This is a genomic window from uncultured Formosa sp., from assembly GCF_947500765.1.
Taxonomy (GTDB): domain Bacteria; phylum Bacteroidota; class Bacteroidia; order Flavobacteriales; family Flavobacteriaceae; genus Formosa.
Genome location: NZ_CANMTH010000009.1, coordinates 119,575 through 134,240 on the forward strand (window position 1 = coordinate 119,575; position 14,666 = coordinate 134,240).

The window sequence follows — 14,666 nt, forward strand, 5'->3', positions numbered from 1 at the left end:
CCGTAAGATGCCATCATTTCAAAATAAAACTCCTATAAATTATCTAATTGATTATCTGTGCCGTTATCGCTAATCGTCCAAAAGAAGCCTACAAAAAAGAACTGATCGCTAGCTGGTGTTAAGGCTCTTTTATTATAAACGCCATTACTATTTGGGGTACTGGCATATTGATAACCATTAACATTCTTAAAATCGAGCACATTATTTACTGATAGATACAGAATTTTTTGCGGACTAATTAAATAAGCCCAATTCAGACTTAAATTGTTATATGCTTTGGTTTTATTGTTTAAAAAACCCGTTTCATTTGGATTGGTGTAAGTACGTCCAGAAGCCAAACTGTAACTAAAACCAATCTGACTTTTCCAATCGTCTACCCAATATTTTCCTACTACAGAAAAGTTATGTGTATTGGCAAAATTAGGTTGTGCTGCTATTGGATAATTCTGATAATCGCGTTCCGTATCTAAGTAGGAATAACTCACCCAATAGTCGAAATTTCTAAGTGTTTTATCATCTCTAAAAAACAAATCGAATCCTTTGGCGTAACCAGAGCCATTATTGGTAAACACGCTATTATAACTCGCATATTCGGTATCGTACTTTATTAAATTACGATAGTCTTTAAAGTAAGCTTCTGCACGAAAGAGAAGCCCCTCTCCATTTAACTGATAGTTTAATAGATAATGACTAGATTCTTCTGAATCAACATCTTGATTAAATTTTAAAATATTATTATTAGGATTCTGATAAAAGGAACCGTAAGCTAAAGATACCTGACTTCTAGATGCTACCTTATAAGCTAAAGATACACGAGGTGCCACATCGAATGTCTTAAAAAGCGCACTATATTCTCCGCGTAATCCTGCTTTTAAAGCTAACTTTTTTGTAAAAATCATATCAGCCTCTACAAAGGATGCGGAGATAGAATTATCAAATCCATACGACTCCGAATTTGCATTAAACACCTTAAACGATTCATCGAAATTGGAGAAAAATTGCTCAGCTCCAAAGTTTAATTTAAACCGATTATTGAAACGATATTTCAAGGCTACTTTGGCGTGCATTGCATGTTCTAAATTATCGACTTCATCCGATTCAATATGTATATCTGATTTGTTATTGGTATAACTCCCACCTGCAAATACAGACCAATTGGCATTCAATTTTCCTTGATACGACGTGTTTACATATAGGTTTTTGTTATTCAGTTTATAATTAACGCCATCTTCATAATCGATATGCTCTTGAGTTAACTCAAAGTCACTAAGCTCGTAAGCCGTATACAATTTAAACAGCCCTTTATTCATTTTTTTGCGAAACACAGCTTCTCCAGAGAAACTCTGATATGGTTTTTCCCAATCGTTTCTCCCTGGAAACAACGAGATATACGGCCCTAAATTCATATAAGATGCATTAACACTCAGCGCACTTTTTTCCCACTTTTTGGTATGCCCTAGAGCGCCTCCAACCGACATTAATCCTATATCTGTTTTGTTTTGTTCCGGTTCATCAATGGTGTTTAACAATAACACGCTAGACAAGGCCTGACCGTATTCGGCAGAATATCCACCTGTTGAAAAGGTAATACCATCGAACAAAAACGGCGAATATCGCCCACGTGTTGGCACGTTATTAGCCGTTGGTGTGTAAGGTGTAAAGACGCGAATACCATCAATAAAAATCTGTGTTTCGTTAGCTTCTCCACCTCTTACAAACAATCGTCCATCTTCGGCAACGGTTGTGGTTCCTGGCAACGTTTGCAAAGCACCTACAAAATCGCCCATAGCACTAGCGGTAGTTACCACATCTAAAGACGACAAGGCATTGACTTTACTATTGTCGCCCGCAGAAAACGTTCCTGCCGAAAGCACTACAGCATCTAAAGTATTTACATCTTCACGCAATTTTATTTCAACATCTTGAAAATTGTAAACATCTCCTGCTTTACGGTAGGTTTCGAAGCTTATAAACGATACAATAAGAACTTGAGTGCCTGTTTCAGTCGTTTTAAAACTAAATATTCCCGATGCATCGCTTGTTCCGCCATCGTAAGATCCTTCTAAATACACATTAGCACCCGCGATAGGATTCTGTTTAGCATCTATAATGCGACCAGAAATTAATGTTTGCGAAAACCCAACATTTATAGTTAATAAGCAAACTAGATTCAAGAGCAGTTGTAATCGTTTCATGTTTTAATTGTTTTAATTAGCACTACAAAAATGAAACAGAATACAAGGTTTTAAAACTAAAGAAAACTCAACTGTTGTTTTTTAAAGATGAATTGAGATAATCACTTATTTATAGTAAAATCAAATCCTAAAAACACAATCTATTTAACTAATAAATAAAATTAAAATCTAATTTCAACTCAATAAAGCATATTAATGAATACTGAAAAAAACATTTTTTTAATAACTGAAATGCCTACAGTTCATTTATTTTTTGCATCTTTAAAATATCTTATTTCATAAATATAAAAACGCATAAAGAAGCACTATAAGATTTATCTATAACCACAACTTAATAAACTAATTACCAGAAAATTAAAACACCCAACCAAAACAACAAATCTAACACTAAAACAAGTTATACATTAAGGTTTGCAAATTTAATATTGAGTAGTTTTCTTTTCAATTTGCATATAATTTAGACATTAAAGAAGATGGATAAACAAGCTTTCTTTAAGCAGAAAACAAAATCGATTGTAACAATTTCTACATAAAAGACACTAATATCTTAACTAACCTTTTTCCTTGAATAAAGAACAAGAACATAGCTTTATAGCATTGCTTGAAAGGCATCAAAATATAGTCCATAAAGTGTGTCGTCTGTACACTAACGACTATGATGCGCACAACGATTTATTTCAAGAAATCACCATTCAACTATGGAAAGCATATCCTAAGTTTCGTGGCGATGCAAAGTTTAGTACTTGGATGTATCGTATAGGATTAAACACTGCTATAACACTATACAGAAAGTCGAAACGAAGAGTAACAACACAAGATTTCGATGCTGTACAGTTTAGAATAAAAGCAGAAGATTATGACGACACAGAAGAGCAGCAATTGAAATTACTTTACAGTGCCGTAAAACAACTAAACGACATTGAAAAAGCACTTGTCTTCTTGTATTTAGAAGATAAGAATTACAGAGAAATTAGTGAAACAATGGGAATTAGCGAAGTGAACGCTAGAGTGAAGATGAATCGCGTGAAAACAAAACTGAGAACCATTTTAAATCCGTAAATCTATGGATGAATTAGATATTTTAAAAAAAGACTGGAATAAGGAAGAGAATCAGAATTTTCCTAAGTTGTCTTATAATGACATATATAAAATGCTTTTAAAGAAATCCTCGTCTACCGTGAAATGGATTTTTATAATAAGCATATTAGAGTTCTTATTTTGGACTATTATCTCCTTTGGCATAAAGGATAACGAAAGCATGAAACGCCTTAAAGGAACCGACTCTGAAACGGTATTAAACGTGTTAACTGTGCTAGGCTACATTGTGCTTTGCTACTTTTTCTATTTGTTTTATAAAAACTATAAGAAAATTTCGACAACAGATAATGCCAAAAAGTTAATGGAAAATATTTTAAACACAAGACGTACCGTTAAACAGTATGTAGGATTTAATTTAGTCTTTGTTGTAGTATCTACTGTAGTGGTTGTATTAATAGAATTTAATCAAGATACTCACCTAGAAGCTCGTGTACACGAAGCGGCAGCTAGCGGACATATCTTTATGTTTTATTCTAAAATAATATTAATTACGGCTGGTATTTTAACTATTACCATAACTATTCTATTAGGCTTCTACGCCCTTATTTATGGCATACTTCTAAAACGTTTAAATAAAAACTATAAGGAATTAAAGCGAATGGATTTATAATTAAAATCCTCTTTTCGTGTTTAAATCTTCTATATCTTGAATTTGTTGTTTAGTAAGCACTTTTAAGAACGACGGGTGTTGCTCTATAGAGTATTCAATCTTTTCAACAATATCATCAATAGTATCATTCTTATAATCGATCTGTAAAGGTGCTTTAATCTCCATAGATTGAAGAATATTCTTTTTCTTAACACGTAACCCTTTTTTATCGAAAGACCGTCTAAAACCATCTATAACAACAGGAATAACAATAGGTTCGTAACGTTTTATAATGTGAGCTGTACCTTTTCTAATAGGTTTAAATGGTGTTGTTGTACCTTGAGGGAAAGTAATTACCCAGCCATCTTTAAGCGCTTTAGCAATACTAGAAATATCACTCATTTTAACTTGTCTATTTACATCTTTTCCTTCCGATCTCCATGTACGCTCAATACTAATAGAACCTGCATAAGCAAATATTTTAGGTAACAAACCAGCTTTCATAGTCTCTTTTGCTGCGACATAATACAAATTAAGTTTTGGATGCCAAATGTAACCAATGTTCTTTATAGAATCTTCTCTCCCACTCAAACTGGCATTAAACACGTGAAACATTGCGACAACATCTGCAAAATAAGTTTGGTGATTAGATATAAACAGTACATTCTGATCTGGCAAATCTTTAAGGATTTCTGAGCCTTCAATTTGAAGTTCATTAAACCCTCTAAAACGTCTATGCGTTAGAATTCCTAAAAATCTAATAATCCATTTTTTGAATAAAAGTATATGTCCGAAAGGATTTCGTTTCAACAATCCCATGATTTTTGCAGTTTTTTATAATTCACAAATGTAGGGAAAACTCAAAGATATTGCACCTCTTTTAAAATGTCTTTTACTTCACTCAACATCATAGCAGTTGCTCCCCAGACGATATATCCTTGTAAAACAAAAGCAGGAACATCTACATTTGTAGCGTAAGATGTTGTTACTCTTTTAGTCACCACATTTTTATCGCTTAAAAACTCTACCAACGGAACTTCTATTATAGCGTCGACTTCGGCATCTTGCTTTAAAAAATTTGGTGTTTTTTCGACTATTCCTATAAACGGTTGCACAATAAAATGACTAGGCGGAATGTATATATTTGTAATTTTTCGCCAAACATCTATATTATTTTCTGGCACACCAACTTCTTCAAATGTCTCTCGAATAGCTGCTGTTTTAAGAGAATAGTCTTCTGGCTCGACCTTTCCTCCAGGAAATCCGATTTGAGCAGAATGCACACCTTTATATGTGTTTCGTAAAATTAAAACCAACATGGTTTCATGTACTTTATTAGGATAAAACAGAGCCATAACTGCTGCTTTTCTAGCTGTTTTCATCTTAATATTATTGTCGTCTATCAATCCTTCTCTAAAAGGCGGAGACATTTTAAATTGAGATGCTTCGGCTGGAAGCGGTATATTTTCTATTTTTGATCTTAACTTTATAAAATCATCAAAATTCATTTATGAAATTCTTAGTCTACTGTTGTATATTCTTTCTACTATTTAATTGTGAAGATACGAAATCTAAAAAAAATAATGTAACAAAACCTGCAATAGAAACATTTGCAAAAAAGACTTCAGAAAAAGACACTATTAAGAAAATTATTGAAGATAAACGTGAGTTTCCCGTACTTACAGACGACAATGCTATGGAGTTTTTCCTTGAGTACGAAAAAATACATAAAGAGAATAAAGTTAGGATTACTACAGAATATGGCACTATAGATATATTACTTTTTAATGAAACAAAATTCCATCGTGCCAACTTTATCTACTTAACTAAACAAGGTTATTTCAATAATACACAGTTTTATAGAGTTGTAAAAAACTTTATTATTCAAGGAGGTAGTAGCGATGATCCTGATATTGGAAAACGCCGTGTAAATATTGGAAAATACCTTTTACCTACAGATGCAAAACGTGGGTTTAAGCACGACAGAGGTGTTATTTCTATGCCAAGCAGTGATATTGAAAACCCATATAAGCTAGCTTCTCCCTACGAGTTCTTTATTGTACAAGCCGCTGGAGGGGCTCACCATTTAGATGGAAGTTATACTATTTTTGGAAAAGTAATACGTGGTATGGATGTGGTTGATAAAATATCGAACGTAGAAACCGATAATGCCGAATGGCCATTACACAATGTTTATATTCAAAAAGTTGAGATTATAAATTAACCTCATCAACCTCATCTTTATAAACATTAGGTAAGCTAATTTTAAAACGCACAGCCAATAATCTTATCGCAATTATAATAACACCAGAAATTAAATAAATTAGATTACTTTCTAAATGTAATTTACGTAACAAGAAAAAAGAAATACCACCTAAAATACAAGCTGTAGCATAAATTTCTTTTCTAAAAATTACAGGAATCTGATTACATAAAATATCCCGTAAAACACCTCCAAAACAAGCCGTCATAGTTCCTAAAGAGATACAGATAATAGGGTGCAAATGTAAATTAATACCTTTTTGTATCCCAACAAGTGTATACAAGCCAATCCCAATGGTATCGAACAAAAACATTGGTGTTTTTAAATAGTCTATCTTTCTTTTTATAATAACAGCTAAAATTGTAGTCGCTACAATAACGTACACATAAGTCATATTCTTCATCCAAGACACAGGTGTATTTCCTATAAGAATATCCCTAAGCATCCCTCCTCCTGTTGCTGTTACAAAAGCAATAATTATAATCCCGAACGCATCCATACGTTTGTTTAACGCGACTAAAACGCCAGAAATAGCAAACGAAATGGTTCCTAAAATATCTATAATATAAAACATATTGTACGGTTTAATAACTGTATTTATAATCTGAAGCATAAAAAAACCCTTTAAATAAATATTTAAAGGGTTTTAAATTATTTATTACGAATAAATTAAACTGTAGTTTGTCCTAACCACGCTTTCATCATCCAAATTGTTTTTTCTTGTTCTGTAATAAAATCGCTCATCATTGAGTTTGTTCCTTCATCTCCAGCTTTATCAGATTTATCTAAAATATCTCTTTCAATTTTTAAAAGTATAGATAAAGAATCAACTATAAGTTGAACTGCTTTTACATCGTCTGACACGTTTTTACCAACTGGTACTTTTGCATGATTTGTATAGTCACTAAACGTATGTAAAGGTGTTTCTCCTAACGTTAATACACGTTCTGCAATTTCATCAACCTTAAGGTTTGCATCTGTATATAACTCTTCGAACTTAACATGTAATTCGAAGAACTGCTTTCCTTTTATATTCCAGTGAATTCCTCGTAAATTTTGATAATATGTTTGAAAATTTGCTAATAAACTATTTAAATCTGTTGCTAAATCTTTAGTTTTCTTAGAGTCTAATCCTAATATATTAAGTTCCATAATTTATGTTTTTTATATTTAAACAAATTTACTCTATAATTAATAGATTTAATAATTAATCTTATTGAATGATTTTATAGTTTTATAGTCTAAATTTATACCATGACGATAACACAACTATATTACGTTTTGGCTGTTGCCGAAAACCAGAATTTTACTAAAGCAGCAGAGAAATGTTTTGTTACACAACCTACGTTAAGTATGCAAATACAAAAATTAGAAGATGAATTAGATATTCTGATTTTTGATCGTGGTAAAAAACCAATCGAATTGACTGAGATTGGTAGAAAAATTGTACATCAAGCAAAAAATATTGTAAACGAATCTTATAGAATTCAAGATATTGTAGACCAACAAAAAGGGTTTATTGGAGGCGAATTTAGATTGGGTATTATACCAACGGTTATGCCTACGCTTTTACCAATGTTTTTAAATACATTTATAAAAAAACATCCAAAGGTTAAACTTATAATTGAAGAGATTACTACTGAAGAAATTATAGCACGATTAAACGAAGGACATTTAGATGCAGCTATTGCAGTAACACCTTTAGAATCTGAACTTATAAAAGAACGTGTTTTATATTACGAACCATTTATTGGTTACGTTCCTGAAAACCATAGATTATATAAATCTGAAAATATTATTCCTGAAGATTTAGATGTAGACGATATGCTTTTATTAGAAGATGGCCATTGTTTTAGAGAAGGTGTATTAAATATATGTAAATCTTTTAAAGCCAACAATGATACTAATTTTCAGCTTGAAAGTGGTAGTATTGAAACGCTAATAAAACTCTCTAACGAAGGACTTGGCATGACATTATTACCATATTTACATACTTTAGATTTAAACCCAAACGCACAACACCACTTAAAACATTTTAAAGAACCATCTCCTGCTAGAGAAGTGAGTTTAATTTACCATAAAAGTGAATTAAAAATGCAAATTATTGAAGCATTACAATCTGTAATTTCCGGAATTGTTAGAGGTGCTATAGCATTTCAAAATGTAAAAATTGTGAGTCCTTTGCCTAAAAAGAAAGCTGTATAATTATTACTAATTATAAGCCTATAATATATTAAGCACAAAAAAAGCAACTATTTCTAGTTGCTTTTTTTTATGCTTTTAAATAAACCAAGCATTTATCTAAATCGGGATTTTGTTGTACCATAGATTCTATAAAAATCTTGAGCTCTTCAATTTCGTAAGGCAATAATCTTTGAAGGGCTTTCTGTACTTCTTTACAAAACAACGACGTATCAAAACTAACTTTATTAAGTATAGTTTTAGTATACTCGAACATTGCTCTAGCCATAGTAATTTTATTTAGGTTTAGTAATTTTTAATAAAAAGTAGATTTGTTTAATAGGCAACTATAACGTTTTAATTTTTATTAAAAATAGAGATTTAAATCTTAATAAAAACCCAAAATGCAAATAAATTTGTTAAAACCTATTATCTCCACTCAATAAATCTCCCAATCCACCAAGCACGCTACCTTCACCTTTTTTATTATTTCCTTTAGGTAAAGCAGAAAGAATTCGTCCTGCTAAACGGCTAAATGGTAAAGACTGCACATAAACTGTTCCTGGCCCAGTAAGTGTTGCAAAAAACAAGCCTTCGCCACCAAAAACGGTATTTTTTATACCTCCAATAAACTCAATATCGTAATCTACATCTTTTGTAAATCCTACAATACATCCAGTATCTACTCGTAATTTCTCTCCGGGTTTTAAGACTTTAGTTGCCAATGTTCCTCCTGCATGAACAAAAGCCATACCGTCTCCTTCTAACTTTTGCATGATAAAGCCTTCGCCTCCAAACAAGCCTCTTCCTAAACGTTTAGAAAACTCGATACCTACACTCACACCTTTTGCGGCACATAAGAATGCATCTTTCTGGCAAATTACTTTTCCTCCAAATTGTTTCAAATCCACGGCTAATATTTTTCCTGGATAAGGCGATGCGAAAGACACCGAACGTTTTTCATTTAAAGTATTATAAAAAGCAGTCATAAATAAACTCTCTCCTGTAAGTAATCGCTTTCCCGCTCCAAAGATAGAATCTAAAAAGCCTTCGTTTTGGGTTGAGCCATCTCCAAATATGGTTTCCATTTTTATGCCTTCATGCATCATCATAAAACTACCAGCTTCTGCTATTACGCCTTCATTCTGGTCGAGCTCTATCTCTACATATTGCATTTCTTCACCATAAATATGATAATCTATTTCGTGTGCATTCATAATATCTCAATTTTTAAGGTTACACATATATGTTGATGAATAAAACATTTTGTTACAAAATATGATCTAACTTTTATAATACACAACTTATTGAGGTTTATGAGACATAAATTCAACATTTAGATTATTTAGCTCATAAAACGCTTTAATACAAAGACTTTACACTTGTTTTATTCTTAAACTGATATTTTACTCCTACATTAAAATAAAAGCTATTTGGCATATCAAAATCATATACCTCTTCGTTATCATAATCTTGAATTTGTAGCGTATTGTATACTGAATATCCTCCGTTTACTGTCGCTTTAAAATTCTTCCAGAAGGTATAATTATACCCTAAACCAAGTAAAACACTGGTTTGTCTTAAGGTTCCTGAATATTCAATTTTATAAACATCTACTCCATCATTTATATTTCCTGTAAATCCAGATAATGTTGCAAATCCTTCAAATTCGTGATTTTCTGACAATGTCCATTTAACACGCATATCTGGCACTCCTATTTTATAGGCCCAAGACTCATCTAATCTTTTGGTATAAGACAATACTGGTATTGGGTAATACAGACCATATTTAATATTGTATGCAGCACCAAAAGTCCATATAGAATTGTGTGCTTCACTATACTTCTCTAATGTGACTAAAGCGTTAAAGAAAATATCATCGTCTTTTATTTCGTTCTCTCCAAAATTTGATGAAATCTGAGATTCTCCCATTACGTTTAAAGCCCAGCTATCGCTTAAGCTACGTTGATATTTAAATTTAAGACTAAAAGACTTAAAATCTTCGATTTCGTCTGTTTCAAAAGGGACATCTTCATCTACATAATTATAACTAATACTCTGAACCTTCCCTCCGATAGTGAATTTTTCTTTACTTGTGTTTATAACAGGGTAATTTAAACCTGCTTCTAATTTATTTACACTACCTACATCGTAACTTGGAAAAAATTCCGAGTTTACATAAATACCATCTGTTTCTTGGGCATAAGACATTTTAGCCCCTAACAATAATAAAAGAATCAATATTTTCTTCATAAAACAACTTTACTTTTAATAAAACTAAATTTTAAGAATGGTTTCATTCCATTCTAGATATCAAAAGTGTTTAAAATATGAAGTCTAATCAATCAAAATAGATACTTAGGAATAATACATAGAGTAAATAGGCTATTCTATCGACCAACCAAATTACTATAGTTATCCCTGTAAACCCTTATAAAACCTATAAATTTAAGGTTATGAATTGTATAAGTATATCGTGAAATGGTTTTAATTAACTTTTTACGCGAACAGTCCACTCAAAATTAAAAGTAGACACCTCTACACCGTCTTCATTAGTCCCTACAGACTTCATCCAAACCGTTTGTCCATCTCCTGTAGATATTGTTTTTTCAATAGCTTCTTTAACTTTATAACCTTCATCACAAACAAAAGTTATACGTCCGGTTGCTTTTTTTGTAAAACTAGCGGTATTACTTAATACCAACATCGATATTTTTTTACCACTATTATTTATCTCCGAGATCATTAAAGCTCCAGTTGTTAATTCGGCTGCCATACCTTGCACTGCCCAAAACATAGATTTAAATGGATTTTGATTAATCCATCTATGCTTAACTGTAACGATACTCTTGTCTTTATCTATGTATTTAGAACGTACGCCACATATGTAAGCTGCTGGTAATTTAAATATTAAAAAGCTATTTAGTTTTGAAGGTGTAAGTGTCATAAGTTTGTTTATTTAGGTAAAAATATCGAAAATATTCGGAATTTCAATTTGTTAATAATATGTTAAATTACACTACTATGTTTTGCATAATACCTTTTTTTAAACATATATTTGCATAAACAACTATTATATACTTTTGTAAAATGAAAAAATCGTTTTAAGTTTTATACTATTAAGTTTCATTTCTATGATGAATTGTTCAAAATCAAATGATAATTTATCATTCATATTTAATTTAAAACAAAGTATAACAAGTGAATACAACACGAATAAAATAAATATTCATATTAATGAAGATGCTGATAATATAAACTTACAGATTTTTATAACCGACCCAAAATTTAATAATTACAGTGTGCAAGAAAAGCGTGATATGGCAAAAACCATTAAAAAGTTTACTGCAAAAAATGAAATGAAAACATTTAAAACGAAAACTGGTGAACTAATTTTTAAAAACGAAACCAACAATATTATTTTCAAAACAACCGATTCTGAATCATACAAAATGTATTAATGTATCACTAATTAAACTAAAAACAATGCTAGACAACCACCAAAAAAATATAGCTACATGTATTCATCTATCTACTTTTTCAAGATTCATTTTTCCTTTAGGAAACTTTATTGCTCCCATTGTTTTATGGATTGTAAACAAAGACAAGTCTACTTTTATAGATAGACATGGTAAAGAAGCTATTAATTTTCAGATTAGTATTTTATTGTACACAGTTATCCTAGGTATAATAAGCGTACCCTTTTTTATGTTCAATATCTTTAATGGTTTAAATATTATCGATTTTAATCTCTTCGATAGTATTCACATCAATCTAAGTAAACCTTCTCCTTTGTTATATTTAGGAGGTGCTTTAGGAGGACTTGCTGTTATTGGTTTTATAATTGAATTGGCGTTAATAATTAGAGCCAGTTTAAAAGCGAAAGACGGTGAAGAATACCAGTATCCGTTTACCATTCATTTTATCAAATAATTAATCATCATCAATCCAATCAAAAAATGAACAGTTTAAATTTAAAATGCATTAAAACATGACTCGAATAATTTTAAATCCATTTAGTCGAACACAGTGTATTAAACACACCTTAATATACAGAAGCAGATGAAAATAGAAAACACAAAAGCACAAATGCGCAAAGGTGTTTTAGAATACTGCATCTTATCTGTATTAAAAGACGATGACGCTTACGTTGCAGAAATTTTAAAGACCTTAAAAGACGCTAAAATGTTAGTTGTAGAAGGCACCATTTATCCGTTGCTTACACGACTTAAAAATGCAGGACTTCTTAATTACCGCTGGGAAGAATCTACCTCGGGACCACCACGTAAATATTACGGATTAACCGAGACCGGAAAGTTATTTCTAGGCGAATTAAACACCACATGGAGTGAACTACAAAACGCAGTAAACTTAGTAACAAGCAAAAAAAACAACAGCAATGAATAAAACAGTTAATATAAATTTAGCAGGTACATTCTTTCATATCGATGAAGATGCTTACCAAAAGTTACAACGCTATCTTGACGCTATAAAACGCTCGTTTACAGATTCTCAAGGCCGTTCTGAAATCCTTGCTGATATTGAAGCGCGTATTGCTGAATTATTTAGTGAACGTGTTAAACACGACAAGCAAGTGATTAGCTCTAATGAAGTAGAAGATGTTATTTCTATTATGGGGCAACCTGAAGATTACTTAGTAGACGACGAAATTTTTGAAGACGAACCTATAGCTAAACCACGTTCCAAATCGGTTAAAAAATTATATAGAGATACAAGCAACTCCTACATTGGTGGTGTCGCTTCTGGAATGGGGCATTACTTAGGTATAGACGCTATTTGGATACGCTTAATATGGGTATTACTATCATTGGGGTCTGTTGGAACTTTTATTTTAATATATGTGTTATTCTGGATTTTAGTTCCTGAAGCCTTAACAACTGCAGAAAAACTAACTATGACAGGGGAGCCTGTTAATATTAGTAACATCGAAAAAAAAATTAAAAAAGGATTCGAGGATGTTTCTGATACCGTAAAAAACGTGGATTACGAAAAATATGGTAGCAAAGTAAAATCTTCTTCTAAATCTTTTTTTGACACCATAGGAGACATCTTTATGTTTATCCTGAAGTTATTCGCGAAATTTATAGGTATCATTTTAATTGTTATAGGAGCCGTTACCATTTTTGGTTTACTAATTAGCTTAATTTCTTTAGGAAGCTCATCATTTTTTCACCCATGGTGGATGGACTATCCTGATGCTGTTAACACAACAGGATTACCCCTTTGGCTTGGTTCATTAATGGTGTTTTTCTCTGTAGGAATTCCGTTCTTTTTCGTGCTTTATTTAGGACTCAAGATATTAATAAACAATCTTAAATCTATTGGAAAGGTTGCTAAGTTTACTCTTTTAGGAATTTGGCTTATTTCGTTAATTGGATTAATTACTATTGCTGTAAAACAAGCTTCAGACCATGCTTTAGATTCTATGGTAACGCAAAAAGAAACGTTGCTTTTTAATACGCAAGACACCTTACATATTAAAATGGTAAGAAAAAGTAAGTTTAATCGCCGTATGAATAGAAGTAACGATTTTCAGATTGTATATGATGAATCAGATCAAAAAATGATTTTTAGTAGAGATGTAAATATTGATATTCGTTCTACGAAAGATAGTGTTGCAACCATTCAGATTGAAAAAGAATCTAAAGGTCAGAATTATTTAGACGCTAAAGATCGGGCTGAAAAAATCATCTATAATTACAGCATAAACAATAATGAATTACTATTAGATAACTATTTATTAACCGATTACAAAAATAAATATAGAGAGCAAAATGTTCAAATTATAATATTTTTACCAGAAGGTACCTATATAAATTTCAATAAAAACACCCGTACTTTTTTAAATCATAAAAGATCACCCGATAATATTATAAGTTATGATAATGCAAATCACACCGTTAAAATATTAAACGATGCAATTGAATGTTTAAATTGTGATGATATAGAAGAAGATGACCACGAAGATTTGATCGATTTAAATATTAATAACGGAAATGGTTCCTTAAAAATTAATAGTGATGGTGTTAAGATTAAAAACGACGAAGTAGATATACAGATTGGAAACACTGGTGTTAAAGCACAGAGTAGCGAGGTTAATGTTAATATTGATGAAAATGGTATTAATATTACGACAGACGACGATAATTAAACTAAAAATTCTTCAATAAAAAAAAACACTAGTATGCAATCTTTAACCATATTTATTACCGCTCTAATACTCGATATACTGTGTTAGAAATCACATAAAATAAGTAAAAAGAAAACCCAAACATATATATGTTTGGGTTTTCGTTTATAAATAAAGTCTTTATAAGCT

17 protein-coding genes are annotated in these 14,666 nt (G+C 31.3%); 8 read left to right on the forward strand and 9 right to left on the reverse strand.

Annotation, left to right across the window (positions count from 1 at the left end):
• Nucleotides 1-32 precede the first annotated feature (32 nt).
• Complete coding sequence (locus Q1B05_RS15035) at nt 33-2,195, reverse strand: TonB-dependent receptor (RefSeq protein ID WP_299781778.1); 2,163 nt, start codon at nt 2,193-2,195, stop codon at nt 33-35.
• Between the two features lie 564 nt (nt 2,196-2,759).
• Between Q1B05_RS15035 and Q1B05_RS15040 the strand changes: the two genes are divergently transcribed.
• Together Q1B05_RS15040 and Q1B05_RS15045 are read left to right on the forward strand one after the other, a co-directional pair.
• Nucleotides 2,760-3,254 carry an RNA polymerase sigma factor gene (locus Q1B05_RS15040; protein ID WP_299781779.1) on the forward strand — a complete coding sequence of 165 codons (495 nt, stop codon included), beginning with the start codon at nt 2,760-2,762 and terminating at the stop codon, nt 3,252-3,254.
• Nucleotides 3,255-3,258: 4 nt separating this feature from the next.
• Complete coding sequence (locus tag Q1B05_RS15045; protein WP_299781780.1) at nt 3,259-3,903, forward strand: hypothetical protein; 645 nt, start codon at nt 3,259-3,261, stop codon at nt 3,901-3,903.
• On the opposite strand, the gene Q1B05_RS15050 is transcribed toward Q1B05_RS15045, so the two are convergent.
• Nucleotides 3,904-4,701: a 1-acyl-sn-glycerol-3-phosphate acyltransferase gene (locus Q1B05_RS15050; protein WP_299781781.1), complete on the reverse strand. Its 798-nt coding sequence runs from the start codon at nt 4,699-4,701 to the stop codon at nt 3,904-3,906.
• 41 nt (nt 4,702-4,742) lie between these two features.
• Nucleotides 4,743-5,390: a CoA pyrophosphatase gene (locus Q1B05_RS15055; RefSeq protein ID WP_299781782.1), complete on the reverse strand. Its 648-nt coding sequence runs from the start codon at nt 5,388-5,390 to the stop codon at nt 4,743-4,745.
• Between the two features lie 2 nt (nt 5,391-5,392).
• Between Q1B05_RS15055 and Q1B05_RS15060 the strand changes: the two genes are divergently transcribed.
• Nucleotides 5,393-6,106: a peptidylprolyl isomerase gene (locus tag Q1B05_RS15060; RefSeq protein ID WP_299781783.1), complete on the forward strand. Its 714-nt coding sequence runs from the start codon at nt 5,393-5,395 to the stop codon at nt 6,104-6,106.
• Here the strand turns inward: Q1B05_RS15060 and Q1B05_RS15065 are convergent.
• Both Q1B05_RS15065 and Q1B05_RS15070 read right to left on the reverse strand, forming a co-directional pair.
• Nucleotides 6,096-6,719 (reverse strand): trimeric intracellular cation channel family protein, encoded by a 624-nt coding sequence (locus tag Q1B05_RS15065; protein ID WP_299781816.1) that lies wholly within the window; start codon nt 6,717-6,719, stop codon nt 6,096-6,098. The two genes, Q1B05_RS15060 and Q1B05_RS15065, sit on opposite strands and share 11 nt — an antisense overlap.
• Nucleotides 6,720-6,814: 95 nt before the next feature.
• Entirely contained in the window at nt 6,815-7,297 is a 483-nt protein-coding gene (locus Q1B05_RS15070; RefSeq protein WP_299781784.1) for a Dps family protein, read from the reverse strand.
• Nucleotides 7,298-7,399: 102 nt separating this feature from the next.
• Between Q1B05_RS15070 and Q1B05_RS15075 the strand changes: the two genes are divergently transcribed.
• Nucleotides 7,400-8,350, forward strand: a complete 951-nt coding sequence (locus Q1B05_RS15075) for a LysR substrate-binding domain-containing protein (protein ID WP_299781785.1) — start codon at nt 7,400-7,402, stop codon at nt 8,348-8,350.
• Between the two features lie 67 nt (nt 8,351-8,417).
• On the opposite strand, the gene Q1B05_RS15080 is transcribed toward Q1B05_RS15075, so the two are convergent.
• From Q1B05_RS15080 to Q1B05_RS15095, 4 genes are all read right to left on the reverse strand, one after another.
• Nucleotides 8,418-8,615 carry a hypothetical protein gene (locus tag Q1B05_RS15080; protein WP_299781786.1) on the reverse strand — a complete coding sequence of 66 codons (198 nt, stop codon included), beginning with the start codon at nt 8,613-8,615 and terminating at the stop codon, nt 8,418-8,420.
• A 130-nt stretch (nt 8,616-8,745) separates the two neighbouring features.
• Complete coding sequence (locus Q1B05_RS15085; protein ID WP_299781787.1) at nt 8,746-9,543, reverse strand: TIGR00266 family protein; 798 nt, start codon at nt 9,541-9,543, stop codon at nt 8,746-8,748.
• A 145-nt stretch (nt 9,544-9,688) separates the two neighbouring features.
• Nucleotides 9,689-10,579 (reverse strand): DUF6268 family outer membrane beta-barrel protein, encoded by an 891-nt coding sequence (locus Q1B05_RS15090; RefSeq protein WP_299781788.1) that lies wholly within the window; start codon nt 10,577-10,579, stop codon nt 9,689-9,691.
• 238 nt (nt 10,580-10,817) lie between these two features.
• Nucleotides 10,818-11,273: a DUF4442 domain-containing protein gene (locus Q1B05_RS15095; RefSeq protein WP_299781789.1), complete on the reverse strand. Its 456-nt coding sequence runs from the start codon at nt 11,271-11,273 to the stop codon at nt 10,818-10,820.
• 187 nt (nt 11,274-11,460) lie between these two features.
• Here Q1B05_RS15095 and Q1B05_RS15100 point away from each other — a divergent pair, with 187 nt between their 5' ends.
• From Q1B05_RS15100 to Q1B05_RS15115, 4 genes are all read left to right on the forward strand, one after another.
• Complete coding sequence (locus tag Q1B05_RS15100; RefSeq protein WP_299781790.1) at nt 11,461-11,787, forward strand: hypothetical protein; 327 nt, start codon at nt 11,461-11,463, stop codon at nt 11,785-11,787.
• 25 nt (nt 11,788-11,812) lie between these two features.
• Entirely contained in the window at nt 11,813-12,259 is a 447-nt protein-coding gene (locus Q1B05_RS15105) for a DUF4870 domain-containing protein (protein ID WP_299781791.1), read from the forward strand.
• Between the two features lie 129 nt (nt 12,260-12,388).
• Nucleotides 12,389-12,733 carry a PadR family transcriptional regulator gene (locus Q1B05_RS15110; protein ID WP_299781792.1) on the forward strand — a complete coding sequence of 115 codons (345 nt, stop codon included), beginning with the start codon at nt 12,389-12,391 and terminating at the stop codon, nt 12,731-12,733.
• Entirely contained in the window at nt 12,726-14,498 is a 1,773-nt protein-coding gene (locus Q1B05_RS15115) for a PspC domain-containing protein (RefSeq protein WP_299781793.1), read from the forward strand. The genes Q1B05_RS15110 and Q1B05_RS15115 overlap by 8 nt, the downstream gene beginning before the upstream one ends.
• Nucleotides 14,499-14,666 lie beyond the last annotated feature (168 nt).

Bases quoted from the DNA above. Each gene is read 5' to 3' on its own strand.
- Q1B05_RS15035 (WP_299781778.1), bottom strand. From the start codon at position 2,195: ATGAAACGATTACAACTGCTCTTGAATCTAGTTTGCTTATTAACTATA.
- Q1B05_RS15045 (WP_299781780.1), top strand. From the start codon at position 3,259: ATGGATGAATTAGATATTTTAAAAAAAGACTGGAATAAGGAAGAGAAT.
- Q1B05_RS15050 (WP_299781781.1), bottom strand. From the start codon at position 4,701: ATGGGATTGTTGAAACGAAATCCTTTCGGACATATACTTTTATTCAAA.
- Q1B05_RS15055 (WP_299781782.1), bottom strand. From the start codon at position 5,390: ATGAATTTTGATGATTTTATAAAGTTAAGATCAAAAATAGAAAATATA.
- Q1B05_RS15060 (WP_299781783.1), top strand. From the start codon at position 5,393: ATGAAATTCTTAGTCTACTGTTGTATATTCTTTCTACTATTTAATTGT.
- Q1B05_RS15065 (WP_299781816.1), bottom strand. From the start codon at position 6,719: ATGTTTTATATTATAGATATTTTAGGAACCATTTCGTTTGCTATTTCT.
- Q1B05_RS15070 (WP_299781784.1), bottom strand. From the start codon at position 7,297: ATGGAACTTAATATATTAGGATTAGACTCTAAGAAAACTAAAGATTTA.
- Q1B05_RS15075 (WP_299781785.1), top strand. From the start codon at position 7,400: ATGACGATAACACAACTATATTACGTTTTGGCTGTTGCCGAAAACCAG.
- Q1B05_RS15080 (WP_299781786.1), bottom strand. From the start codon at position 8,615: ATGGCTAGAGCAATGTTCGAGTATACTAAAACTATACTTAATAAAGTT.
- Q1B05_RS15085 (WP_299781787.1), bottom strand. From the start codon at position 9,543: ATGAATGCACACGAAATAGATTATCATATTTATGGTGAAGAAATGCAA.
- Q1B05_RS15090 (WP_299781788.1), bottom strand. From the start codon at position 10,579: ATGAAGAAAATATTGATTCTTTTATTATTGTTAGGGGCTAAAATGTCT.
- Q1B05_RS15095 (WP_299781789.1), bottom strand. From the start codon at position 11,273: ATGACACTTACACCTTCAAAACTAAATAGCTTTTTAATATTTAAATTA.
- Q1B05_RS15100 (WP_299781790.1), top strand. From the start codon at position 11,461: ATGATGAATTGTTCAAAATCAAATGATAATTTATCATTCATATTTAAT.
- Q1B05_RS15105 (WP_299781791.1), top strand. From the start codon at position 11,813: ATGCTAGACAACCACCAAAAAAATATAGCTACATGTATTCATCTATCT.
- Q1B05_RS15110 (WP_299781792.1), top strand. From the start codon at position 12,389: ATGAAAATAGAAAACACAAAAGCACAAATGCGCAAAGGTGTTTTAGAA.
- Q1B05_RS15115 (WP_299781793.1), top strand. From the start codon at position 12,726: ATGAATAAAACAGTTAATATAAATTTAGCAGGTACATTCTTTCATATC.